Origin of the sequence: Blautia sp. MSK.20.85 (assembly GCF_013317245.1) — a bacterium.
Lineage (GTDB): Bacteria > Bacillota > Clostridia > Lachnospirales > Lachnospiraceae > Blautia_A.
In genome coordinates, this window is the sequence record NZ_JAAIUN010000023.1 from 24,847 (window position 1) to 50,028 (window position 25,182).

At 46.3% G+C, this 25,182-nt stretch carries 17 protein-coding genes; 15 read left to right on the forward strand and 2 right to left on the reverse strand.

The window, feature by feature from the left end:
- The first annotated feature begins 7 nt into the window (after positions 1–7).
- From G5B12_RS12245 to G5B12_RS12260, 4 genes are all read left to right on the forward strand, one after another.
- Positions 8–1,276, forward strand: coding sequence for an FAD-binding protein (locus tag G5B12_RS12245; protein WP_174088410.1), 1,269 nt, complete (start codon positions 8–10; stop codon positions 1,274–1,276).
- Between the two features lie 102 nt (positions 1,277–1,378).
- Positions 1,379–2,233, forward strand: coding sequence for a carboxylating nicotinate-nucleotide diphosphorylase (gene nadC, locus G5B12_RS12250; protein WP_021976263.1), 855 nt, complete (start codon positions 1,379–1,381; stop codon positions 2,231–2,233).
- Between the two features lie 194 nt (positions 2,234–2,427).
- Positions 2,428–2,940: a transcription repressor NadR gene (locus tag G5B12_RS12255; RefSeq protein WP_118062624.1), complete on the forward strand. Its 513-nt coding sequence runs from the start codon at positions 2,428–2,430 to the stop codon at positions 2,938–2,940.
- A 201-nt stretch (positions 2,941–3,141) separates the two neighbouring features.
- Complete coding sequence (locus G5B12_RS12260) at positions 3,142–3,792, forward strand: trimeric intracellular cation channel family protein (RefSeq protein WP_174088412.1); 651 nt, start codon at positions 3,142–3,144, stop codon at positions 3,790–3,792.
- A gap of 117 nt (positions 3,793–3,909) precedes the next feature.
- Here G5B12_RS12260 and G5B12_RS12265 read toward each other — a convergent pair whose 3' ends face one another.
- Both G5B12_RS12265 and G5B12_RS12270 read right to left on the reverse strand, forming a co-directional pair.
- Entirely contained in the window at positions 3,910–5,634 is a 1,725-nt protein-coding gene (locus G5B12_RS12265; RefSeq protein WP_174088413.1) for an ammonium transporter, read from the reverse strand.
- A 299-nt stretch (positions 5,635–5,933) separates the two neighbouring features.
- Positions 5,934–8,036, reverse strand: a complete 2,103-nt coding sequence (locus G5B12_RS12270; RefSeq protein ID WP_174088414.1) for a glutamine synthetase III family protein — start codon at positions 8,034–8,036, stop codon at positions 5,934–5,936.
- A gap of 375 nt (positions 8,037–8,411) precedes the next feature.
- Between G5B12_RS12270 and purF the strand changes: the two genes are divergently transcribed.
- The 11 genes from purF to gatB all read left to right on the forward strand — a co-directional run bounded on the left by purF (position 8,412) and on the right by gatB (position 25,177).
- The gene (purF, locus tag G5B12_RS12275; protein ID WP_174088415.1) at positions 8,412–9,806 is read left to right on the forward strand and encodes an amidophosphoribosyltransferase; all 1,395 of its coding nucleotides are present in this window, start codon (positions 8,412–8,414) and stop codon (positions 9,804–9,806) included.
- A gap of 282 nt (positions 9,807–10,088) precedes the next feature.
- Positions 10,089–10,313, forward strand: coding sequence for an HPr family phosphocarrier protein (locus tag G5B12_RS12280; RefSeq protein WP_021977864.1), 225 nt, complete (start codon positions 10,089–10,091; stop codon positions 10,311–10,313).
- A gap of 349 nt (positions 10,314–10,662) precedes the next feature.
- Positions 10,663–12,291, forward strand: a complete 1,629-nt coding sequence (locus G5B12_RS12285) for a CTP synthase (RefSeq protein WP_021977863.1) — start codon at positions 10,663–10,665, stop codon at positions 12,289–12,291.
- On the forward strand, positions 12,288–16,841 hold the full coding sequence (gltB, locus tag G5B12_RS12290) for a glutamate synthase large subunit (RefSeq protein WP_174088416.1): 4,554 nt from the start codon (positions 12,288–12,290) through the stop codon (positions 16,839–16,841). Before G5B12_RS12285 ends, gltB begins: the two co-directional genes overlap by 4 nt.
- Before the next feature lie 13 nt (positions 16,842–16,854).
- Positions 16,855–18,342: a glutamate synthase subunit beta gene (locus tag G5B12_RS12295; RefSeq protein ID WP_118062617.1), complete on the forward strand. Its 1,488-nt coding sequence runs from the start codon at positions 16,855–16,857 to the stop codon at positions 18,340–18,342.
- Between the two features lie 200 nt (positions 18,343–18,542).
- On the forward strand, positions 18,543–19,865 hold the full coding sequence (gene glnA, locus G5B12_RS12300; RefSeq protein ID WP_118062616.1) for a type I glutamate--ammonia ligase: 1,323 nt from the start codon (positions 18,543–18,545) through the stop codon (positions 19,863–19,865).
- Positions 19,866–19,903: 38 nt separating this feature from the next.
- Positions 19,904–20,458 (forward strand): ANTAR domain-containing response regulator, encoded by a 555-nt coding sequence (locus tag G5B12_RS12305; protein ID WP_021977859.1) that lies wholly within the window; start codon positions 19,904–19,906, stop codon positions 20,456–20,458.
- Between the two features lie 155 nt (positions 20,459–20,613).
- A complete protein-coding gene (aspS, locus tag G5B12_RS12310) occupies positions 20,614–21,945 on the forward strand; it encodes an aspartate--tRNA(Asn) ligase (RefSeq protein ID WP_021977858.1) in 1,332 nt (443 codons plus the stop codon).
- A 14-nt stretch (positions 21,946–21,959) separates the two neighbouring features.
- Positions 21,960–22,253 carry an Asp-tRNA(Asn)/Glu-tRNA(Gln) amidotransferase subunit GatC gene (gene gatC, locus G5B12_RS12315; protein ID WP_021977857.1) on the forward strand — a complete coding sequence of 98 codons (294 nt, stop codon included), beginning with the start codon at positions 21,960–21,962 and terminating at the stop codon, positions 22,251–22,253.
- Positions 22,254–22,268: 15 nt separating this feature from the next.
- Positions 22,269–23,741: an Asp-tRNA(Asn)/Glu-tRNA(Gln) amidotransferase subunit GatA gene (gene gatA / locus G5B12_RS12320; RefSeq protein WP_174088417.1), complete on the forward strand. Its 1,473-nt coding sequence runs from the start codon at positions 22,269–22,271 to the stop codon at positions 23,739–23,741.
- Positions 23,738–25,177: an Asp-tRNA(Asn)/Glu-tRNA(Gln) amidotransferase subunit GatB gene (gatB, locus tag G5B12_RS12325; RefSeq protein ID WP_174088418.1), complete on the forward strand. Its 1,440-nt coding sequence runs from the start codon at positions 23,738–23,740 to the stop codon at positions 25,175–25,177. The genes gatA and gatB overlap by 4 nt, the downstream gene beginning before the upstream one ends.
- Positions 25,178–25,182: the final 5 nt, after the last annotated feature.

Genomic DNA, 25,182 nt, shown 5'->3' on the forward strand with positions numbered 1-25,182 from the left:
GAAAACAATGAAAATCAAGACAGACGTAGTAATCGTAGGAACAGGTGTTGCGGGAATGTTCAGCGCACTGAAACTCCCCAGAGACAAAAAAATCGTGATCATCACAAAAGAAGATATGCGAAGCAGCGATTCCTTCCTGGCACAGGGCGGGATCTGTGTACTCCGTGATGAAAATGATTATGACAGCTATTTTGAAGACACCATGAAAGCAGGACATTACGAAAACAGAAAAGAATCCGTAGACATTATGATCCGGGGATCCAGAGATGTAATCAATGACCTGGTAGGCTACGGTGTGGATTTTAAGATGGATGGAGATGATTTTGCCTATACAAGAGAAGGCGCGCATTCCAAACCGAGGATCCTTTATCATGAAGATATTACAGGAAAAGAAATCTCCGAAAAACTTCTGGGACAGGTTCTGAAACTTGAAAATGTAACCGTTCTGGAATATACTTCCATGCAGGATATCCTTGTAAAAAACGGCAAATGTATCGGATTGAAGGCAGTTTCTGCAGAAGCAAACAAAACACGTCTGGAAGCAATGGAAGCAGGAGAAAACGTAAAAATTCAGGAAGAAATTCAGCCAGGCGGAGAGCTTCCGGTAGAAATCTATGCGGAGGATACCATCCTTGCAAGCGGCGGAATCGGCGGAAGATATCAGCATTCCACCAACTATCCGCACCTTACCGGTGATGCCCTGGATATTGCGAAAAAACACAATGTACGTCTGGAACATCTGGACTATGTACAGATTCACCCTACGACATTATATTCCAAGAAACCTGGCCGCAGATTTCTGATCTCCGAGTCCGTTCGCGGAGAGGGTGCAGTGCTTTATAACAGCAAAAAAGAACGCTTTGTCAACGAACTGCTTCCAAGAGATGTGGTAACAAAGGCAATCCAGGAAGAGATGAAAAAAGAAGGAACCGACCATGTATGGCTTTCCATGGAAAACATTGACAAAGATACCATCCTTCATCATTTTCCACATATTTACGAAAGATGCCTGGAGGAAGGCTATGACGTAACAAAAGAATGCATCCCGGTAGTGCCGGCCCAGCATTATTTTATGGGAGGTATCTGGGTTGACGCTGACAGCAAGACCAGTATGGACCAGCTGTATGCAGTAGGTGAGACCAGCTGTAACGGTGTACATGGAGCCAACCGCCTGGCAAGTAATTCCCTGCTGGAAAGTCTTGTGTTTGCAAAGCGTGCCGCAAAAGCAATCTCCGCTGAAAAGAAAAGCGAGAAAAGTGCAGCAGGAGCTGCGTGAACGCAGATTGCAATGTAAAGTTCCGCATTATGAAAGATGGAAACAACCTTGATCTGAAGAACAGGGCTGCCATGATTATTGAGAAAGAGAAGGTACTGTATAATGAATAAGATCACAATGACACTCCAGGTAGACCACCTGATCCTGGAGGCTTTAAAAGAAGATATTTCAAGTGAAGACGTTACCACCAATTCCGTTATGAAAGAGGCGGTTCCGGGAGAAGTAGATCTGATCTGCAAAGAGGACGGAATCATTGCCGGACTGGAAATTTTCAGCCGTGTATTTACACTTCTGGATGCTGACACAAAAGTGGAATTATTCTGCAAAGACGGCGACGAAGTAAAAAAAGGCCAGAAGATGGGAAAAGTTACCGGTGATATCCGTGTGCTTCTCTCCGGGGAGCGTGTAGCCCTTAATTATCTTCAGAGAATGAGCGGAATTGCAACATACACGCATTCCGTAGCATCTCTTCTTGAGGGAACCGGCATCACACTTCTTGACACAAGAAAAACCACACCGAACATGCGTATTTTTGAAAAATATGCAGTACGTGTAGGCGGCGGCCAGAACCACAGATATAATCTTTCTGACGGAGTCCTTCTGAAAGATAACCACATCGGAGCAGCAGGAAGCGTTGCGAAAGCTGTAAAAATGGCACAGGAGTATGCGCCTTTTGTCCGTAAGATCGAAGTGGAAGTAGAGAGCCTTGCCCAGGTAAAAGAGGCAGTTGAAGCAGGCGCAGATATCATCATGCTTGATAATATGACTCCGGAAATGATGAAAGAAGCCGTACAGCTGATCGACGGAAGAGCAAAAACCGAGTGTTCCGGAAATGTTACAAAAGAAAATATTGCAAAGATCAGGGATGTTGGTGTAGACTATGTATCAAGTGGTGCATTAACACATTCTGCACCGATCCTTGATATTTCCCTGAAGAACCTTCATCCGCTTTTCTGAAGATCACGGAATTTTACAGAATACCGAGTGCTGTGACAGAAATACCCGGAACATCAGAAAAACAGAAGTACGTATTGTGCCGAACACAGAAACATAATTGACAGTATCTGAAACGGGTGGGGGATATCGCAGGAATGAGGAAAACAGATATCAGGACCAAAAGTACAGGCACAGCCAGGAAAGGGGAAGCTTAAATGACTGGTTCAGAACGCAGGACAGCGATCATGGATCAAATTAAAAACAGTGACCGGCCGGTCTCGGGAAGCGCTCTGGCCAAAACATTTCAGGTCAGTAGACAGGTGATCGTGCAGGATATTGCACTGATACGTGCAGAGGGGAATAATGTGATCTCCACCAACCGGGGATATATCCTCAACGCCCCGCATACAGTGAGCCGGATCTTTAAGGTGCATCATACAGATGCGGATCTGGAGAATGAACTCTGCGGAATTGTGGATCTTGGCGGAAAAGTGATTAACGTAATGGTCAATCACAGAGTTTACGGACACATCGAGGCAGAACTGAATATCGGCTCCAGGCGCCAGGTGGAGAATTTTATGGAGGACATTCGAAACGGTAAGTCCAGTCCTCTGAAGAATATTACATCGGATTACCATTACCATAAAGTAGAGGCAGAATCAGAAGAAATTCTGGATATGATCCAGGATATGCTGAAAAGACGAGGCTTTCTGATCGAAGCAGAATAATAGAAATCGGATACAAAAAGAAAAGATGTACAGAATAGGGAAATTCTGTTAGAATAAGAAAAGTGAAATGAAAGATAAGAGAAGGAATCCTGTGTGAACAGGGTTCCTTCTTGCGCCCTGTAAAAAAATGCACAGGTGGGGAAAACAGGCTGCAGATATGAGCCGGAGAAGGAACAGCAGCCGGATATGTATGGAGGGGAAATGGATTATCAGAGTTTATTTACATTTATTCTGGAAATGGCGGGAACGATTGCATTCGCTGCTTCCGGAGCAATGGTAGGAGCACAGAGAGGAATGGATATTTTCGGGATCTGCGTTCTGGGCGTGGTGACAGCCGTGGGAGGTGGAGCGACCAGAGATATTATTCTGGGAATCGTGCCGCCGGGGATGTTTCAGAATCCCATATATACCATTGTGGCAACGGTGACGTCCTGTATTGTATTTGCCATAATGTACTGGAAACAGGAACTGCTGGAGGGCGAGAACCGGATGGTCTATGATAAGATCATGCTGGTGATGGACTCCGTGGGTTTGGGTGTGTTTACAGTTATGGGAGTGGATAAAGGGATCACAGAAGGATATATGGGAAGGACGTTTTTCCTTGTGTTCCTTGGAACGGTTACGGGCGTTGGCGGCGGACTGATCCGTGATATGATGGCAGGCGTGCCGCCGTATATTTTTGTGCGTCATATTTATGCTTGCGCATCCATTGTAGGAGCCATTGCCTGCGTGTGGGTATACCGTCTGTGGGGAGGCGTCCCTGCTATGGTGATCGGAACTGTGGTGGTGATACTGGTCCGGTATCTGGCGGCTCATTACCGGTGGAACCTGCCGAGGCTTCGTAGAGAATAAGAGTAGTAATACAGGAAAAGATCCGGAACATTTGAAAGATAATGTTCCGGATCTTTTCTGGCTTTCATTTGGTTTATATTGCGTAGAAAGATTTTATATGTTTTTCTTATAAAAAGATCATGCGTCTGTATCCTGCAGAGCCAGGAAGCCTTCCTCGCCGGTACGGATCTTGACAACGTTTTCGATGTCGTAAACGAAGACTTTACCATCACCGATCTGGCCGGTATGAAGAACTGCTTTTGCAGTGTCAATAACTTTCTGAACCGGTACAAGGCTTACAACGATCTCGATCTTAACCTTCGGGCGGAGGTTCATGTCAACTTCAACACCACGATAGTAGGTTGGAGCACCTTTCTGAACACCACATCCCATAACGTTTGTAATTGTGATACCAGTTACCCCGATCTCGTTCATGGCCTGCATGAATTCGTCCAGCTTGTTCTGACGTGTGATGATAACAACTTTTGTCAGTTTGTGTACGCCGTCAGCAGGAATCTCAGGAACAGATTCAGCAGGAGCGGAAGGTGCGTGTTTGATAACCGGATCTTTTACGGAAGTTCCCATTGGAGCAGGAGCTTTTGTCATGGTATCCTGTACGAAGAATCCGTCGTATGCACTTGCAAGGCCATGCTCTTTCATATCCAGACCTGCGATCTCTTCCTCAGCGGAAACACGAAGTCCGATGGTGTGTTTGATCACCTGGAAGATAATTGTCATTGTAACAGCTACCCATGCGATGGTGATTGCCATACCAATGAACTGAACACCGAAGCCGTGGAAACCGCCGCCTGTGAGAAGTCCTTTCCATTCTGTACCTGCACCGTCGGAGAAAAGTCCTACAGCCAGTGTTCCGAAAGCACCGTTGAGGCCGTGTACACCAACAGCACCAACTGGATCATCAATTTTGAGAACTTTGTCAATAAACTCAATACCAAATACTACGATAAATCCGGAAATGATTCCGATGATAGCTGCAGAGGTAGGAGATACGGTATCACAGCCTGCTGTGATGGCTACTAGTCCTGCAAGGGAACCATTGAGGGACATGGAGACATCTGGTTTTTTGTAACGAATCCATGTGATCAGCATAACGGTTACCGTTGCAACAGCAGCGGCAAGGTTTGTTGTTACGAAGATTTTTCCTGCGCTTACGATGGCATCCCCTTCCATGCTGACGGTAGATGCACCGTTGAAACCGAACCAGCAGAACCAGAGGATAAATACACCAAGGGCACCTACGGTAAGGTTATGTCCGGGAATCGCTCTGGATTTACCGGATTTGGAATATTTTCCGATACGGGGTCCAAGGATGATGGCTCCAATAAGTGCTGCAACACCACCGACCATATGAACGGCACAGGAACCTGCGAAATCATGAAATCCCATCTGACTGATAAATCCGCCGCCCCAGATCCAGTGACCGGATACCGGATAAACAACGAGACTGATCAGAAGACTGTAGATACAGTAGGAGATGAACTTGGTACGTTCTGCCATGGCACCGGATACGATGGTGGCAGATGTTGCGCAGAATACAGTCTGGAAGATCAGGAATGCCCAGAATGGAACTCCGTCCGGAAGCATTGCGTTTCCGTAGTTTGCCTCTGAGGCGATTCCTCCGATCTTACCGAAGAACCCGTTTCCTGCACCGAACATGATACCGAAACCAACCAGCCAGAAGACCGGGGTACCGATACAGAAGTCCATCAGGTTTTTCATAATGATGTTACCTGCGTTTTTTGCTCTTGTGAATCCTGTTTCGACCATTGCGAATCCGGCCTGCATGAAGAAGACCAGTGCCGCACCGACGAGGACCCAGATTGTGTTTACTGAAGAATACATAGTAACACTCCCTTTCCCAATTTTTTTCTTCCTATTATATATAACGATATAACAGAGAATTTTCGGATACCGGACAAAAGAAAATTGACAGAAATTATCCAGTATCAATATAACGAAAAAGCGCGGGAGAGAAGAGTTTCTCTTTCGCGCCTTTACGAAACAAAATGAATATATTGTAAAACAGGGGATATCTGTATCGTGTGATTAATGGATGAGGAAATCGATAATGAATTATGAAGTAGAGTTCATAAGGGATATCCCCTGTATTTACCGTATGAAATTGTTTATCTGATCAAGTATCAGATGGAGAATAACAGCTCGTCGTATGTCGGATATGGAAGTAACTCATCCGGGATCAGAGCTTCTGCCTCATCTGCAGATTTTCTTAAAGTATCCATGTCTTCAAGAACAGTTTCCTGATAAGCTTTTGCGCAGGCAAGTACATCGTCGGAAGCGGCGAGAGCTTTTGCTGTGTCAGCTTTTAGTGTCTCCAGATCTTTAGTCATGGTGTCAGCAAGTGTGCTCAATTTGGAGATCAGAGCAGCTTCGCTTGCTACAGAAACATCAGCTACTACGGATTTCTTTACAGCAGCAGTGTCGGCAAGTTTTTCAACATATGTAAATACGGAAGGAATCACCTGTTTCTGGATTATCTCAGCAAGAGTGTTGGACTCGATGTTGATGGTCTTGTAGTAGTTCTCAAGCCAGATCTCATAACGGGAGAACAGTTCTTCCTTTGTAAAGATGCCGTGTTTTGTGAACAGCGCGATGTTTTTCTCATCAACGAAGTGAGGAAGAGCATCCGGAGTTGTCTTCAGGTTGTAGAGACCGCGTTTTTCAGCTTCTTCAACCCACTCGTCTGTATAACCGTTGCCGTTGAAGATGATACGTTTGTGATCCTCGATGGTTTTCTTGAGAAGTGCATGTACTGCGCTTTCCATTTCTTCTTCCGGAACATCTTTAAGAGCTGCGCTGAACTCGGAGAGAACTTCTGCAACGGCAGTGTTCAGTACGATGTTCGGGTTTGCAACGGATGCTGCGGAACCAAGCATACGGAATTCGAATTTGTTTCCGGTGAATGCAAACGGTGAAGTACGGTTTCTGTCGGTGGTATCTTTTGTGAAGTGTGGAAGTACTTTTGCACCGATATCCATCTGTACGGCATGCTTGTTGTTAAAGAAGGTATCATTCTCAATGGATTTGAGGATATCTGTCAGCTCATCTCCAAGGAAGATGGATACGATTGCTGGCGGTGCCTCGTTTGCTCCAAGACGGTGATCGTTTCCTGCACTTGCAACAGATACACGGAGAAGATCCGCATAATCGTCAACGGCTTTGATAACAGCTACCAGGAATACCAGGAACTGTGTATTCTCTGCCGGTGTTTTTCCAGGATCAAGAAGGTTTACACCTGTGTCTGTGCTCATGGACCAGTTGTTGTGTTTACCGCTTCCGTTGATTCCCTCAAATGGTTTCTCATGAAGGAGGCAAACCATGTTGTGCTTGTCGGCAACTTTTTTCATGATCTCCATGGTCAGCTGGTTGTGGTCAACTGCAACGTTTGTGGTATCAAATACAGGAGCCAGCTCATGCTGTGCAGGAGCAACTTCGTTATGTTTTGTTTTTGCCGGAATACCAAGTTTCCAGAGCTCTTCGTCAAGATCATGCATGTAAGCGGCAACACGTGGTTTCAGGGCTCCGAAGTAATGATCTTCCATTTCCTGTCCTTTTGGTGCGGAAGCTCCCAGAAGTGTACGTCCGCAGAAGATCAGGTCTTTTCTCTTCTTATAGAGATCTTTGTCAACCAGGAAGTATTCCTGCTCAGGTCCTACCGTTGTGTTGATATGACGGACATCTTTGTTTCCAAGGATGTGAAGGATACGAACCGCTTCTTTATTAAGAACATCCATGGAACGGAGAAGAGGAGTTTTCTTATCCAGTGCCTCTCCGCTGTAGGAGCAGAAAGCCGTTGGGATGTAAAGGGTTTTATCTTTGATGAATGCCGGTGAAGTAGGATCCCATGCTGTATATCCTCTTGCTTCGAAAGTGGCACGAAGTCCGCCTGACGGGAAGCTGGATGCGTCCGGCTCACCTTTTACCAGTTCTTTACCGGAGAAATCCATGATCACCTGTCCGTCTCCTGTTGGGGAGATGAAACTGTCATGCTTCTCGGCTGTTACGTTTGTCATCGGCTGGAACCAGTGTGTGTAATGGGTTGCACCGTTTTCAGTAGCCCATTCTTTCATTGCAACTGCTACGGAATTTGCAACATCCAGTTCCAGATGAGTTCCGTTTTCAATTGTTTTCTTTAATGCTTTGTACATGTCCTTTGGCAGTTTGCTGCGCATCACTTTGTCATTGAATACAAGGCTGCCATACATTTCCGGGATACTCTGTGCCATATAGGTACACTCCTTTCGATTTCACTCATTCATTATAATTTTTAATTATCTTATAAGGACCGCTGCCGGAAGATCCGGGTATAAAACGGACCGGAAAAACAAAAAAAGCGCTTCAGATACTTGTCGTATCCAAAGCGCCTTTGCTTTATGTGATGCAGTATACACCAAAATAAAATAATGTCAAGAGCTTTTTTGAAAAAATCTAAAAAATCGACCGGAAAGAGTGGAGTGTCGGAAAATGGGCAGGGTTGACAAATCTTGTCCTTTTATTATAATCTGATATCATAGTTATGCGGTCGAAAAGTCAGTAATTTGGAAAAGCTTTTTGGCCAACAACCAAGATGCACAATATGGAAAAAACAGATGGAGGGAAATATGTCAGGAGTAAAGGAAGAATGTGGCGTATTCGGGATTTATGATCTGGATGGAGGAAATATCGCACCATCTATTTATTATGGTCTTACCTCGCTGCAGCACAGAGGACAGGAGTCCTGCGGAATGGCCGTTTCAAGGACGGACGGAGAAAGAGGAAACGTACAGTTTCATAAAGATCTGGGACTGGTAAGCGAAGTTTTGCGAAAAGATGTTGTACATAATATGAATGGTGACATCGGAATCGGACATGTTCGTTATTCCACCACCGGAGAGTCTGTTGCAGAGAATGCGCAGCCGCTGGTACTTTCTTATATCAAGGGAAGTCTGGCGCTTGCACATAACGGAAATCTGGTTAATACAGAAGCTCTGAAATGGGAACTGATCCAGACCGGAGCGATCTTCCATACAACTACCGACTCTGAGGTTATTGCGTTCCATATTGCAAGGGAACGTGTTCATTCTGCTACAGTAGAAGAAGCAGTACATAAAACCGTAGAGAAGATCCGGGGAGGATATGCCCTTGTGATCATGAGTCCCCGGAAACTGATCGGAGCCCGTGACCCTTACGGACTGAAACCTCTCTGCCTTGGAAAAAGGGACAATGCTTATGTACTGGCGTCTGAGAGCTGTGCACTCACATCTGTAGGCGCGGAGTTTATCCGTGATATTGAACCTGGCGAGATTGTTACCATTACCAGGGATGGCGTGAAATCCAGCAAGCTGGACGTGCAGAAAAAACATGCTCACTGTGTCTTTGAATACATTTATTTTGCCAGACTGGACAGCACCATGGATGGAGTAAAGATCTATGACGCAAGAATCCGTGGAGGAAAATCCCTCGCAAAATCCTATCCGGTAGAAGCAGATCTGGTAACCGGTGTACCGGAATCCGGACTTCCGGCAGCCAAAGGTTATTCTGAGGAATCTGGAATTCCATTTGGTTTTGCGTTCTATAAGAACAGTTACATTGGAAGAACCTTTATCAAACCGACCCAGCAGGAGCGAGAGTCCAGTGTTCATCTGAAGCTGAGTGTTCTGGAATCTGTAGTAAAGGGAAAGAGGATTGTTCTGGTAGATGACTCTATTGTTCGTGGAACTACCATTGCAAACCTGATTCATATGCTGAAAGAGGCCGGAGCAAAAGAAGTCCATGTACGTATCAGCTCTCCGCCATTTTTACATCCCTGTTATTTCGGTACCGATGTGCCATCCAATGACCAGCTCATTGCAGCTCAGCACAGCACAGAGGAAATCCGCAAGATGATCGGTGCAGACTCCTTAGGCTACATGCAGATCGATTATCTGGAAGGCATGGCGGGCGGACTTCCGCTTTGCAAAGCATGTTTTGACGGCAATTATCCGATGGAGATACCGAAAGAAATCAAACAGGATTAAGGTCTGTGTGGAATTAATCTCACAGTGAACGTCGGTTGATTCGAAAATGAAAATATGAAAAATATACAATAAATAAGCAGAAAACCCGAATTTTGTTATATGAAATTCGGGTTTTTATAGGATAACCTTCCAAAATGATAAAAAACATCAACTTGACAAATTCGACAACATGAGACATAATGTGAGACAACCAGATGAGAAGTGACGAAAAAGAATCGCAGAGATCTGGCGTCACCGGTTTGCCGGTCTTTCTTAAGGCCGAGAGAAGAGAGGATGAAATTTATGTCTCAGAAAATCAGGTTAAACGAAACAGCAGATGTGAAAGAGTTTGTACAGGCTGCAAGCAAATGCGACTTTGATGTAGATATTTCATATAACAGAGTTATCATTGATGCAAAATCCATTCTTGGAATTCTCAGCATGGATCTGACCAAGGTCCTTACTGTAACCTGTCATGGGGAAGATCACGAGTTCAACCGTTTCCTTCAGAAGTTTGCGGTAGCGTGACAGGCGGGAAGCACAGAGGGAGATAAAGCGTAAAGAAAATAAAAAGAGAAAACAGACGTGACTGCAGAGAGAGGACATCATATGGGAGTCCCTGGCAGGCGTCTGTTTTTTTGTATCCACAGCATTATTTGCATCTGTATCACCATATCATAGGAAGAAATTCATCAGACTATATAGAAAAAATCTGTTATTGACAAATAAAAAAAAATAGTTTATAGTAAACCATATTTTATATGGAAGATAACTGACAAAGGCGTCAGGAACGGTACCGCAGGGGAATTCTCACCCCTTGGAACCTGTTCCGGACGCCTTTTTGTTGTGGAACACAAAATGGAGGAGGAAATCGAAGATGGCAGTAAAGTATGTTTTTGTAACAGGCGGAGTTGTTTCCGGACTGGGAAAAGGAATTACCGCAGCGTCCCTGGGACGCCTTCTGAAAGCAAGAGGGTATCAGGTGACCATGCAGAAGTTTGATCCTTACATTAATATTGACCCGGGAACTATGAACCCCATTCAGCATGGAGAGGTTTTTGTAACCGATGACGGTACAGAGACAGACCTTGACCTTGGACATTATGAGCGTTTCATTGATGAAAGCCTTGACAAGAATTCCAATGTGACAACCGGTAAGATTTACTGGTCTGTTCTTCAGAAAGAGCGTCACGGTGATTTTGGCGGAGGTACTGTACAGGTAATCCCGCATATCACCAACGAGATCAAGAGCCGTTTTTACAGAGCAAAAACAGCGGATGAGGACAGAATTGCCATCATCGAGGTAGGCGGTACAGTTGGTGATATTGAGAGTCAGCCGTTCCTGGAATCCATCCGTCAGTTCCAGCATGATGTGGGACATGACAATGCCATTCTTATTCATGTTACCCTGATCCCGTACCTTCGTGCTTCCGGAGAGATGAAGACCAAACCGACCCAGGCCAGCGTAAAAGAACTCCAGGGAATGGGAATCCAGCCGGATGTTCTGGTATGCAGAAGCGAGTATCCTCTGACTGATGATATCCGTGGAAAGATCGCCCTGTTCTGTAACGTACCGGTAAGCCACGTACTTCAGAACCTGGATGTAGAATATTTATATGAAGCTCCTCTTGCAATGGAAAGAGAAAAACTGGCAGATGTAGTACTGCAGAGCTTAAGACTTGAGAACCGTAAACCGGATCTTACAGACTGGGAGAATATGGTAGAAAATCTCCGCCACCCGGACAAAACCGTGAAGATCGCCATGGTTGGTAAGTACACACAGCTTCATGATGCATACTTAAGTGTTGTGGAAGCCCTGAAACATGGTGGAATCTCCTGCCGTGCAAAAGTTGATATCGTCTGGGTAGACTCTGAAGAGCTCAATGAGAAAAACCTGGATCAGACCCTTCATTCTGTAGATGGAATTCTGGTTCCGGGAGGATTCGGAAACCGTGGTACTGAAGGAATGATCCTTGCAGCACAGTATGCGAGAGTTCATAAGATCCCGTACCTTGGCATCTGCCTTGGAATGCAGATGGCTATTGTAGAATTTGCCCGCCACGTACTTGGATATGAAGATGCCAACAGCATTGAGCTGGCACCGGAGACCACGCATCCGGTCATTGCTCTGATGCCGGATCAGGAAGATGTGGAAGACCTTGGCGGAACCCTTCGTCTTGGAAGCTATCCGTGTGTGCTGGCCGAAGGCTCCAAATCCTATGAGCTTTTTGGAAAGAAAGAGATCCAGGAGCGTCACAGACATCGTTATGAGGTAAACAATGCATTCCGTAAAGAATTAAGTGAAAAAGGAATGTCCATCGTAGGAACTTCCCCGGATGCACATATCGTTGAGATGATCGAAATTGCCGGACATCCGTTCTTTGTAGGAACACAGGGACATCCGGAATTCAAGTCCAGACCGAACCATGCACATCCGCTGTTCCGTGGATTTGTGCAGGCGGCAGTTGACAAAAAGACGGCAGAAGAAGCTGCAATGAAAGGATGAGAAAAATGAGAGAAGTAGGAAATCAGCAGCAGGGCCTCTACCGCCCTGAATTCGAACATGATAACTGCGGTATCGGAGCCGTTGTTAATATAAAAGGAAAGAAAACACATGATACTGTTGCAAATGCTCTTAAGATCGTAGAGAATCTGGAGCATCGTGCAGGTAAAGATGCAGAAGGAAAAACCGGCGATGGCGTCGGTATCCTTCTCCAGATCTCCCATAAATTCTTCAAAAAAGTCTGTAAGAAAGAGGGCTTTGAGATCGGCGGCGAGAGAGAATATGGTGTAGCCCAGCTCTTTTTTCCACAGCATGAGATCAAACGTGCCCAGGCAAAGAAGATGTTCGAGATCATCGTGGAAAAAGAAGGCCTGGAGCTTCTTGGATGGCGTACAGTGCCGGTATTCCCGGAGGTTCTTGGACATAAGGCAAGAGAGTGTATGCCATGCATCATGCAGGCATTCATCAAGAAACCGGAAGATGTGGAAAAAGGCCTTGCCTTTGACCGTATGCTCTACATTGCCCGCCGTGAGTTTGAACAGAGTAATGACAATACTTACGTAGTTTCCATGAGCAGCCGTACCATTGTATACAAAGGTATGTTCCTGGTTGGACAGCTTCGTACATTCTTCGGAGATCTTCAGAGTCAGGATTATGAATCTGCTATTGCAGTGGTGCATTCCCGTTTCAGTACCAACACAAATCCAAGCTGGGAGAGAGCACATCCGAACCGTTTCATCGTACATAACGGTGAGATCAACACTATTCGCGGTAACGCAGATAAAATGCTTGCCCGCGAGGAAAACATGGATTCTCCGTATCTGAAAGACGAACTCCACAAAGTTCTCCCTGTAGTCAACCGTAATGGTTCTGACTCTGCGATGCTTGACAATACCCTGGAGTTCCTGGTTATGAGTGGAATGGATCTTCCTCTTGCAGTGATGATCACCATTCCGGAGCCGTGGGCAAACAATGATACCATTTCCCAGGAAAAACGTGATTTTTATCAGTATTATGCAACCATGATGGAGCCGTGGGACGGACCTGCATCCATCCTGTTCTCGGATGGTGATGTGATGGGAGCGGTTCTCGACCGTAACGGTCTCCGTCCATCCAGATATTATATTACTTCTGACGGATATATGATCCTTTCTTCCGAGGTTGGTGTTCTTCCGGTAGACGAGGAGAAGATCGTATTAAAAGAGCGTCTCCATCCTGGAAAAATGCTCCTGGTTGATACCGTTCAGGGCCGTGTCATCGATGATAATGAGCTGAAAGAGAAATATGCAAAGAAACAGCCATATGGAGAGTGGCTGGACAGCAACCTGGTACAGCTCCGTGATATCAAGATCCCGAACCAGAGAGTGATCGAGTACACGCCGGAGGAAAGAGCACGTCTGCAGAAAGCTTTTGGATATACCTATGAGCAGTATCGTACTTCCATTCGCAACATGGCATTAAATGGTTCAGAAAGCATCGGAGCTATGGGCCATGATACCCCGCTTGCAGTATTTTCCAAACAGCATTATCCACTGTTCGACTACTTCAAACAGCTGTTTGCACAGGTAACAAATCCGCCGATCGATGCCATCCGTGAGGAAATCGTTACTTCCACAAGTGTATACGTAGGAAAAGACGGAAACCTTCTTGTTCAGAATCCGGAGAACTGCCAGGTTCTTAAAATCAACAACCCGATCCTGACAAACACCGATATGCTGAAGATCAAGAACATGAAAAAGGACGGCTTCAAGGTTGTGACCATTTCTACTTTGTATTATAAGAGTACAAAACTGGAACGTGCCATTGACCGCCTGTTCGTAGAGGTTGATAAGGCTTTCCGTGAGGGCGCAAATATCCTGGTCCTTTCTGACCGTGGCGTAGATGAGAACCATATGCCGATCCCGTCTCTTCTTGCTGTTTCCGCAGTGCATCAGCACCTTGTAAAAACAAAGAAGAGTACATCCCTTGCGCTGATCCTGGAGTCCGGTGAACCGAGAGAAGTACATCATTTCGCAACACTTCTTGGTTATGGCGCAAGTGCTGTCAATCCATACCTGGCACTGGATACCATCCATGAACTCATCGATACCCATATGCTGGACAAAGATTACTATGCAGCGGTTGATGATTACAATCATGCGGTTATCAGCGGTATCGTAAAGATCGCTTCCAAGATGGGTATTTCCACCATCCAGTCCTATCAGGGATCTCAGATCTTTGAGGCAATCGGAATTTCCCAGGATGTGATCGACCGCTACTTTACAGGAACAGTAAGCCGTGTAGGCGGAATCACACTGGAAGATATCGAGGATAACGTAGAAAAACTCCACTCTGAGGCATTTGACCCGCTGGGACTTGCCACAGACCTTACTTTAGACAGCGTAGGTGCTCACAAGATGAGAAGTCAGGGCGAGGAGCACAGATACAATCCACGTACCATCCATCTTCTTCAGCAGTCCACAAAGCAGGGCAGCTATGAGATGTTCAAAGAGTATACAAAACTGGTAGACGAAGAAGGCCATGGAAACCTAAGAGGACTTCTGGACTTCAAGTTTGCAAAAGAACCTCTTCCCATCGATCAGGTTGAGAGTGTTGACGACATTGTAAAACGATTTAAGACAGGTGCCATGTCCTACGGTTCCATTTCCCAGGAAGCACATGAGACACTGGCCATCGCCATGAACCATCTCCATGGAAAATCCAATACCGGTGAGGGTGGAGAGAGTGATGAGCGTCTGGATTCCGCAGGAACAGACAATGACCGTTGCTCCGCTATCAAACAGGTAGCCAGCGGACGTTTCGGTGTTACCAGCCGTTATCTGGTATCTGCAAGAGAAATTCAGATCAAGATGGCACAGGGTGCAAAACCTGGTGAAGGCGGACATCTTCCAGCAAAGAAGGTTTATCCGTGGATTGCAAAAACCCGTCATTCCACACCGGGAGTCAGCCTGATCTCTCCGCCGCCACACCACGATATCTACTCCATCGAGGATCTGGCAGAGCTGATCTATGACCTGAAAAATGCAAACAAGTATGCAGATATTTCCGTAAAACTGGTTTCCGAGGCTGGTGTTGGTACGGTCGCTGCCGGTGTTGCAAAAGCCGGAGCACAGACCGTTCTGATCTCCGGATACGACGGAGGTACCGGAGCGGCACCGAGAAGCTCCATCCACAATGCAGGACTTCCGTGGGAACTGGGACTTGCAGAGACACATCAGACACTGATCATGAACGGACTTCGTAACCGTGTACGTATCGAGACAGACGGTAAGCTGATGAGCGGCCGTGACGTTGCTATCGCAGCACTTCTCGGTGCAGAGGAATTCGGTTTTGCAACTGCTCCCCTTGTAACCATGGGCTGCGTGATGATGAGAGTCTGCAATCTGGATACCTGCCCGGTTGGTGTGGCTACCCAGAATCCGGAACTTCGTAAGAGATTCCGCGGAAAACCGGAGTATGTGGAGAACTTCATGAGATTTATCGCACAGGAGCTGAGAGAGTACATGGCACGCCTGGGTGTTGCAACCATTGACGAGATGGTAGGCCGTACAGATCTTCTTACCGTTTCTGACAGCGTACAGGAGCCGCACAAGGGCAAAGTTGACTTAAGCGCCATCCTGAACAATCCATATGCAGGAAAAGGTAAAGTTACGTTTGATCCGAAAGCGGTATACAATTTCAACCTTGAGAAAACTCTGGATGAAAAAGTTCTGGTTAAGAAATGTGCACCGGCAATCCAGAAAGGTGAGAAAGTTTCCGTTGATGTAAATGTTACCAACACAGACCGTGCATTCGGTACCATCCTTGGATCTGAGATCACGAGAAACCATAAAGAGGGCCTTCCGGAAGATACTGTAACTGTAAACTGTACAGGTGCAGGCGGACAGAGCTTCGGTGCATTTATCCCGAAAGGACTGACACTGAAACTTACCGGCGACAGCAATGACTACTTCGGAAAAGGACTTTCCGGTGGCAAGCTGATCGTTAAAGTACCGGAGAAGGCCGGATACAAGGCAGAGGATAACATCATCGTCGGAAACGTGGCTCTCTATGGCGCAACCAGCGGAACTGCATTTATCAACGGTGTTGCAGGTGAGCGTTTTGCAGTTCGTAATTCCGGTGCAGTGGCAGTAGTTGAGGGTGTTGGTGAGCATGGATGCGAGTACATGACCGGTGGCCGTGTGGTAGTTCTCGGAAAAACCGGAAAGAACTTCGCGGCAGGTATGAGCGGCGGTATCGCTTATGTTCTTGATGTGGACAACGTTCTTTACAAGAACCTTAACAAAGCAATGATCTCCATTGAAAAAGTGGATAATAAATATGATAAAAAAGAGCTTCGTGATCTCATCGAGGCTCATGTGGAAGCAACAGGCTCCGAGATCGGTAAGAAGGTGCTGGCTGATTTTGATTCCTATCTGCCTCACTTCAAAAAACTCATTCCGGATGAGTACAAGAGAATGATCACATTAAGTGCAAAGCTGGAAGAAAAAGGTCTGACCAGCCAGCAGGCACAGATGGAAGCATTCTATGAGAGCATCGGCGTGAAACATTAAGGAGGATGAGGAAATGGGAAAGCCAACTGGATTTTTAGATTATGAAAGAGAAACGGCAAAAGTTCTGCCGCCAAAAGAACGTATTCAGAATTTCAACGAATTTCGTATTCCGTTAAATAAAGAAAAACAGAAACTTCAGGGAGCACGCTGCATGGCCTGCGGCGTTCCCTTCTGCCAGGCAGGTATGATGATCGGCGGAATGGCTTCCGGCTGCCCGCTTCACAACCTGGTTCCTGAGACAAACGATCTTGTATACACAGGAAACTGGAAACAGGCATTTCTTCGTCTGAACAAGACCCACAGTTTTCCGGAGTTTACTTCAAGAGTATGCCCGGCACTCTGTGAAGCTGCCTGTACCTGCAACCTGAACGGAGATCCGGTCAGCACAAAGGAAAATGAGAAAGCCATTATCGAGACTGCCTATGCAGAAGGCTGGGTAAAACCACAGATCCCGCCTGTCCGCACAGGAAAGACAATCGCAGTCATCGGAAGCGGCCCTTCCGGACTGGCAGCAGCACAGCAGCTGAACCGCCGTGGTCACAGCGTAACCGTATTTGAAAGAAACGACCGTATTGGAGGACTTCTCCGCTATGGTATCCCGAATATGAAACTGGAGAAAAAAGTCATCGACCGCAGACTGAAACTGATGGAAGAGGAAGGCGTGAAGTTTGTCACCAACATCAACGTTGGTGTGGACATTACCGCGGAGCAGCTTCTGAAAGATTATGACCGTGTCCTTCTCTGCTGCGGAGCTTCCCATCCGAGAGATATCAAGGTTCCAGGAAGAGATGCAAAAGGAATCTACTTTGCAGTGGATTTCCTGAAACAGGTAACAAAAAGCCTTCTGGATACCGATTTTGCAAAATTCCCATATGAGCTTGCAAAAGGCAAACATGTTCTGGTCATCGGCGGTGGTGATACCGGAAATGACTGTGTGGGAACTTCCATCCGTCTTGGTGCAAAATCCGTAACACAGCTTGAGATGATGCCAAAGCCTCCGGTAACAAGAACACCGTCCAACCCGTGGCCGGAGTGGCCGAAGGTTTTGAAAACCGATTACGGCCAGGAAGAGGCTATTGCAGTATTTGGTCATGACCCGCGAATCTATCAGACAACCGTTACCGAATTTATCAAAGATAAAAAAGGAAATGTCTGCAAGGCAAAGATTGTCAAACTGAAAAGCGTAAAAGACGAAAAGACCGGAAGATTCAACATGGTTCCTATCGAGGGCAGCGAGGAAGTGATTCCTGCAGATGTGGTACTGATTGCAGCAGGTTTCCTCGGAAGCGAGAAATATGTAACCGATGCTTTCCATGTAGCACTGACACCAAGAACCAACGTGGAGACAAAACCGGAGCAGTACGCAACAAGCGTAGACCGTGTATTCACAGCAGGCGATATGCACCGTGGACAGTCACTTGTCGTATGGGCGATCCACGAGGGACGTGAGGCTGCGAAGGCAGTGGATGAATCTCTGATGAGTTATTCATATTTACAGTAAAAAAGTTAAAAATACCAGGGGCAAAGTTCTTTTTGCCCCTAATTTCCTTTAAAAAAAAGTTGACAAAGAATTGACCGATTGCTATAATTACGTCCATGAACAAGGGTGTTCTTCAGGAGCGAAAGCTCTCTGAAGTGCACCCTTTTTCTATTTTTTAGGGTAATTATTTTGTGTGATGAGGAAATAAAGGAGAGAATACTATGGGGAATTATACCAGAGAAGAGATTCTTGCAATGGCAGAGGAGGAAGACGTAGAGTTCATCCGCCTCCAGTTTACAGATATGTTTGGAACTCTGAAAAATATTGCGATCACAGCAAGAGAGCTTCCAAGAGCCCTGGATAACCAGTGCGTTGTATATGGCTCTCATATTGCGGGCATTGTGGGAGAAAAGGAGCCAGATCTTATCCTGTATCCGGATTACGATACTTTTTCAATTCTCCCATGGCGTCCTCAGCAGGGAAAGGTTGCAAGACTGATCTGTGATATGCGCCGTGCAGACGGATCTGAGCATGAGATGAGCTCCAGATACATTCTGAAAAAAACAGCGCAGGCAGCAGAAGAGGCAGGATACACCTGCTATGTTGACCCGGAATGCGAGTTTTTCCTGTTTCATATTGATGATAACGGAATGCCTACAACAGTTTCTCACGAAAAAGCCGGATATCTGGATGTAAGTCCGGTGGATCTGGGTGAAAATGCAAGACGTGATATGGTACTGACTCTTGAGGATATGGGATTTGAGGTGGAATCCTCTCATCATGAGACAGCACCTGCACAGCATGAGATCGCCCTTCATTACGGGGAAGCACGTGAGATGGCAGACGCAGTTATGACCTTTAAGATGGCTGTAAGGACCGTAGCCAAACGTCATGGACTTCATGCGACATTTATGCCGAAACCAAGACGGGAAGTAAATGGTTCCGCCATGCATATCCATTTTTCGCTGTTTAAAAATGGAAGAAATATTTTTGTGGATCCGGATGATCCGTCCAAATTAAGTAATGAGGCATGCTATTTTATCGGAGGTCTTCTGGCACACAGCCGGGAGATGGCACTTATCACAAATCCGCTGGTAAACTCTTACAAGCGCCTTGTGCCTGGATTCGATGCACCGACAGAACTGACCTGGACGAGAAACAATCAGAATTCACTGGTAAGGATCCCGAGAGTCAATGGCAATGATACCAGGATCGAGCTTCGAAGCCCGGATGCTGCATCCAACCCATACCTTGTTTTTGCGGTATGCCTGGCAGCGGGCCTGGATGGAATCCAGAAGAAGATCTATCCGACAAAAGCTTCTGACCGTTCTCTTTCCGAGTCGGACCAGAAGGAACAGGGTATCGAGAATTTACCGGAGAACTTGCGGGAAGCGATCACACTGTTTGAAGAAAGTGACTGGATGAAAGAGATCCTTGGAGAAGATTTCTGCAAACAGTACGCGCAGGCCAAAAGAAAAGAATGGCTGCGTTATTCCCAGGAGATTTCCGACTGGGAGATCGAGGAGTATCTGTATCGAATCTGATGATTGAGGCATAATGGGACGAAAGAGAGTGGCGGCTTATGAACACGAGTATCGTGATTGCATTACCGAAAATAGAAGATGCAAAAAAGATCCGCACAGTCCTTAACCGATATGGATTCACGGTGGCGGCGGTATGCAATTCGGGTGCAAATGCCCTTGCCAGTATCTCGGAACTTGATGGCGGCGTCCTGCTTTGTGGCTATCATCTTCAGGATATGTATTACCGTGATCTTCTGGACTATATGCCGGATTATTTTGAAATGCTGCTTATGGCTTCGCAGGGAGTGATCAGTGAAGCACCACCTTCCGTTTTGTGTGTGGGAATGCCTCTGAAAGCCGGAGATCTGGTAAATACGGTAAGCATGATCCTTTCCCAGATCGAAAGGCGCTGGAAAAAAGATAAGAAAAAACCGAAGCAGCGTTCATGGAAAGAGCAGAATTATATTTCAAATGCAAAGATGCTTTTAATGGAAAGAAATCATCTGAGTGAGGAGGATGCATACCGTTATATTCAGAAATGCAGTATGGATTCCGGAACCAATATGGTGGAGACAGCCCAGATGGTTCTGATGCTTTTATATGATTCTGTATAAAAGAAAAATATAAAAGAAAAATACACCAGAAAAAGCAGAATTTGACAGAAAAAAGTGGCAGAGCGGGTTCGTAAGACCCGCTTATCAAAATACAGGCGCAAAGAAAAAAGGCTGAATGCCGAATGTTTTTTGCACCGGAATTGGAGGATGAGGGAATGGAATTTATGGATGGAATCTGTAAGACTAGAGAATGTGCCTGGGACGTGCTTCTTTCTGAAAGCATGAAAGACCAGGAAGCGACAGTGGAAGGAGCAATACACAGCATCCGTAATATGGGTGATGTGGCATTTGTGATACTTCGAAAAAAAGAGGGACTTTTTCAGACAGTATATGAGAACGACAAAACAAATGTTTCCATTCATGATCTGAAAGAGGCAATGTGTGTCCGCCTCACAGGAACTCTTCATGAGGAAGAAAGAGCTCCTCACGGAAGAGAGCTTCGCATCAGCCATGTGGAGATCCTTTCCTCACCGGCAGAACCACTTCCCCTGGCAATCGACAAATGGAAACTGAACACTTCCCTGGAGGCAAAACTGAACTATCGTCCCATCGCTCTGCGTAACGTGCAGGAGCGTGCAAAATTCAAGATCCAGGAAGCGCTGGTGCGTGCATTCCGTGATTATCTCTACGAAAAAGGATTTACCGAGATCCACACACCAAAGATCGGAGCTAGAGGTGCAGAGGGTGGCGCAAACCTGTTCAAGCTGAGCTACTTCCACAAACCGGCCGTCCTGGCACAGAGCCCACAGTTTTACAAACAGATGATGGTAGGTGTTTTTGACCGCGTATTTGAGACCGGTCCTGTATTCCGTGCAGAGAAACATAACACCAAACGTCATCTGAATGAATATACAAGCCTTGATTTTGAGATGGGCTATATCAACGGATTTGAAGATATCATGGAAATGGAAACCGGATTTCTTCAGTATGCAGTCGAGCTTCTGAAGAAAGACTACGCTCATGAACTTTCCATTCTGAAAGTGGAACTTCCGAAAGTAGACAAGATCCCGGCTGTACGTTTTGACAAAGCAAAAGAGCTGGTGGCTGAGAAATATAAACGTAAGATCCGCAACCCGTACGATCTGGAGCCGGAAGAAGAGGCGCTGATCGGAAGATATTTTAAAGAAGAATACGATGCGGATTTTGTTTTTGTCACACATTATCCGTCCAAGAAACGTCCGTTCTACGCAATGGATGATCCGGCAGATGAGAAATTTACATTAAGTTTTGACCTTCTGTTCAAAGGACTTGAGGTCACCACAGGCGGACAGCGTATCCATGATTATCAGATGCTGAAAGACAAGATCGCAGCCCGTGGCATGGACGAGGAAGGTATGGAGCAGTACCTGGATACTTTCAAACATGGAATGCCGCCTCACGGAGGACTTGGAATCGGACTGGAACGTCTTACCATGCAGATCCTGGGAGAGGAAAACGTTCGTGAGACCTGCCTGTTCCCACGTGATATGAACAGACTTGAGCCGTAATAAGGAGAAAAAAGATGGCAAAGATAATCGATGATGAAACAATGGAAAATGTCTGCATCCTGGCGAAGCTTTCCCTGACAGAGGATGAGAAGGAAAAGGCAAAAGAGGATATGCAGAAGATGCTGGACTATGTAGATAAGTTAGACGAACTTGACACTTCTTCCGTAGAGCCTATGTCCCATATTTTTGAGGATGAAAACGTATTCCGTGAAGACGTTGTGACAAACGGCGACAACCATGAGGCAATGCTTGCCAATGCGCCGAAGCAGAAAGAAGATCAGTATCAGGTTCCGAAAACAATTGGATAAGACAGGAGACAGGACATGGATTTGGGAAAATTAACCGCATTACAGCTTGCGGAAAAGATCAAACAGCATCAGATAAGCGTCCTGGACGGTGTGAAATACGTATTTGATCAGATCGAGGCAAAAGAGGACAAAGTCCACGCTTATCTTGATACCTATAAAAAAGAAGCCTATGCAAGAGCAAAAGAAGTACAGAAAGGCATTGAGGACGGAACTTATACCGGACCTCTTGCCGGTGTACCCATCGCTATCAAGGATAATATCTGCATCAAGGGAAAAACAACCACCTGTGCATCAAAGATCCTTGAGAATTTTGTGCCACAGTACAATGCCGAGGTCATTGACCGCCTGGAAAAAGCAGGCCTTGTGATCATCGGAAAAACAAACATGGATGAGTTTGCCATGGGAAGTACCACGGAGACATCAGCCTATGGTGTTACCAGAAACCCCTGGGATCTGGAACATGTTCCCGGCGGTTCTTCCGGCGGCTCCTGTGCTGCCGTGGCAGCAGGGGAAACATATCTGGCACTGGGCTCGGATACCGGCGGTTCCATCCGTCAGCCAAGCTCCTACTGTGGAGTAACGGGAATCAAACCTACCTACGGAACCGTATCCCGTTACGGTCTGGTTGCCTACGCTTCGTCTCTGGACCAGATCGGACCGGTAGGAAAAGACGTTGCGGACTGTGCGGCACTTCTTGAGATCATTGCCGGACACGATGCAAAAGACAGTACCTCCATGAAGAGAGAGAATCTTGATTTCTCTTCTTCCATGACAGACAAGATTGTTGGAATGAAATTTGGTGTGCCGAAGGAATATTTTTCCGAGGGACTGAACCCTGAGGTAAAAGAGGCATTTATGAATACTCTGAAAAGCCTTACCGAAATGGGCGCGGTAGTGGAATTTTTCTCTATGAAAACAACAGAATATATGATCCCTGCCTACTACATCATTGCCAGCGCAGAGGCCAGCTCAAACCTGGAGCGTTTTGATGGCGTGAAGTATGGTTTCCGCGCAAAAGAGTACGAGGGGCTTCATGACATGTACAAAAAGACAAGAACCGAAGGCTTTGGCGAAGAGGTAAAACGTCGTATCATGCTGGGCTCCTTTGTGTTAAGCTCCGGCTATTACGATGCGTATTATCTGAAAGCGCTTCGCACAAAAGCCCTCATCAAAAAAGAATTCGACGAGGCCTTTTCCAAATATGATGTCCTACTTGCTCCGGCATCTCCGTTTACTGCACCGAAGCTGGGAGAGAGCCTGAAAGACCCGCTTGCCATGTATCTTGGCGATATTTACACGGTAGCAGTAAACCTGTGCGGACTTCCCGGAATCACAGTTCCGTGTGGAAAAGACGCAGCAGGACTTCCGATCGGAATCCAGATGATCGGTGACTGCTTCAAAGAAAACAATCTGTTCCGCGCGGCACACGCATATGAGAAAAAACGCGGCGATTTCGGAACAGCAATGGAAGGGGGAGAAAAGGCATGAAACAGTATGAGACAGTCATAGGACTTGAGGTGCATGTGGAGCTTGCCACAAAAACAAAGATCTTCTGCGGATGCTCCACAGAGTTCGGAGGTGCACCAAATACACATACCTGCCCGGTCTGCACCGGTATGCCGGGATCTCTTCCGGTCCTCAATAAAAAAGTGGTAGAGTTTGCCATCAAGGCAGGTCTTGCGGCAAATTGCCATATCCATCAGTACTGCAAGTTTGACCGTAAGAACTATTTTTACCCGGATAATCCTCAGAACTACCAGATCTCTCAGCTGTATCTGCCAATCTGCTATGACGGAGCCGTTGAGATCGAGACTTCCGCAGGCAAAAAGACCGTACGTATCCACGAGATGCATATGGAGGAGGATGCAGGTAAGCTGATTCATGATGAGTGGGAAGACTGCTCCCTGGTTGACTACAACCGAAGCGGGGTACCGCTGATCGAGATCGTATCCGAGCCGGATATGAGAAGCTCCGAGGAGGTTATCGCATATCTGGAAAAACTTCGTTGTACCATGCAGTATCTTGGAGTTTCTGACTGCAAACTTCAGGAAGGTTCTATGCGTGCCGATGTCAACCTTTCTGTCCGTGAGGTGGGAAGTGAGACCTTCGGAACAAGAACCGAGATGAAGAACCTGAACTCCTTTAAAGCTATTGCAAGAGCCATCGAGGGTGAGAGAGAGCGTCAGATCGAGCTCTTGGAGGAAGGCAGAGCTGTTGTTCAGGAGACAAGAAGATGGGACGATAACAAAGAATCCTCCCACGCTATGCGTTCCAAAGAGGATGCCAAGGATTACCGTTATTTCCCGGACCCGGATCTTCCGCCGATCCATATCTCCGATGCATGGATCGAGGAGCTGCGTGCTTCCATTCCGGAGCTGCGTGAAGCCAAGATGGAACGTTATCAGAAAGAGTACGAGCTTCCGGCTTACGATGCGGGAATCCTTACGGAATCCAGACATCTGGCAGGACTTTTTGAGGAGACAGCCGTTCTTCTGGGAAATCCGAAAAAAGCAGCCAACTGGTTTATGGTGGAAGTTCTACGCCTGACAAAGGACAAAGGTCTTGATCCGGAAAAAGTAAACTTTACACCGAAGCATCTGGCAGATCTTCTTTCCATGGTGGAGAAAAAAGAGGTCAGCGCACAGAATGCCAAAAAAGTGTTTGAAAAAGTATTTGACGAGGATATTGATCCGGTTGTATATATAGAAGAGAATGGTCTTAAGATCGTAGAAGATACAGGTCTTCTCACCGAAACTGTGAAAAAGATCGTAGATGCCAATCCTGGACCGCTGGCTGAACTTCTGGGCGGCAAGGACAAGGTTATGGGATTTTTCGTAGGACAGCTGATGAGAGAGCTGAAAGGCAAGGTAAATCCTGACAGCGTCAGAAAAGCACTGGCAGAGGAAATTGAGAGAAGGAGATAAAAGCA

Excerpts from the sequence above, each read along its gene's own strand:
- G5B12_RS12265 (WP_174088413.1), bottom strand. The coding sequence starts at position 5,634 with ATGTATTCTTCAGTAAACACAATCTGGGTCCTCGTCGGTGCGGCACTG.
- G5B12_RS12255 (WP_118062624.1), top strand. The coding sequence starts at position 2,428 with ATGACTGGTTCAGAACGCAGGACAGCGATCATGGATCAAATTAAAAAC.
- nadC (WP_021976263.1), top strand. The coding sequence starts at position 1,379 with ATGAATAAGATCACAATGACACTCCAGGTAGACCACCTGATCCTGGAG.
- G5B12_RS12270 (WP_174088414.1), bottom strand. The coding sequence starts at position 8,036 with ATGGCACAGAGTATCCCGGAAATGTATGGCAGCCTTGTATTCAATGAC.
- G5B12_RS12285 (WP_021977863.1), top strand. The coding sequence starts at position 10,663 with ATGGCAGTAAAGTATGTTTTTGTAACAGGCGGAGTTGTTTCCGGACTG.
- G5B12_RS12295 (WP_118062617.1), top strand. The coding sequence starts at position 16,855 with ATGGGAAAGCCAACTGGATTTTTAGATTATGAAAGAGAAACGGCAAAA.
- purF (WP_174088415.1), top strand. The coding sequence starts at position 8,412 with ATGTCAGGAGTAAAGGAAGAATGTGGCGTATTCGGGATTTATGATCTG.
- gatC (WP_021977857.1), top strand. The coding sequence starts at position 21,960 with ATGGCAAAGATAATCGATGATGAAACAATGGAAAATGTCTGCATCCTG.
- G5B12_RS12280 (WP_021977864.1), top strand. The coding sequence starts at position 10,089 with ATGTCTCAGAAAATCAGGTTAAACGAAACAGCAGATGTGAAAGAGTTT.
- gltB (WP_174088416.1), top strand. The coding sequence starts at position 12,288 with ATGAGAAAAATGAGAGAAGTAGGAAATCAGCAGCAGGGCCTCTACCGC.
- gatA (WP_174088417.1), top strand. The coding sequence starts at position 22,269 with ATGGATTTGGGAAAATTAACCGCATTACAGCTTGCGGAAAAGATCAAA.
- aspS (WP_021977858.1), top strand. The coding sequence starts at position 20,614 with ATGGAATTTATGGATGGAATCTGTAAGACTAGAGAATGTGCCTGGGAC.
- G5B12_RS12305 (WP_021977859.1), top strand. The coding sequence starts at position 19,904 with ATGAACACGAGTATCGTGATTGCATTACCGAAAATAGAAGATGCAAAA.
- gatB (WP_174088418.1), top strand. The coding sequence starts at position 23,738 with ATGAAACAGTATGAGACAGTCATAGGACTTGAGGTGCATGTGGAGCTT.
- G5B12_RS12260 (WP_174088412.1), top strand. The coding sequence starts at position 3,142 with ATGGATTATCAGAGTTTATTTACATTTATTCTGGAAATGGCGGGAACG.
- glnA (WP_118062616.1), top strand. The coding sequence starts at position 18,543 with ATGGGGAATTATACCAGAGAAGAGATTCTTGCAATGGCAGAGGAGGAA.
- G5B12_RS12245 (WP_174088410.1), top strand. The coding sequence starts at position 8 with ATGAAAATCAAGACAGACGTAGTAATCGTAGGAACAGGTGTTGCGGGA.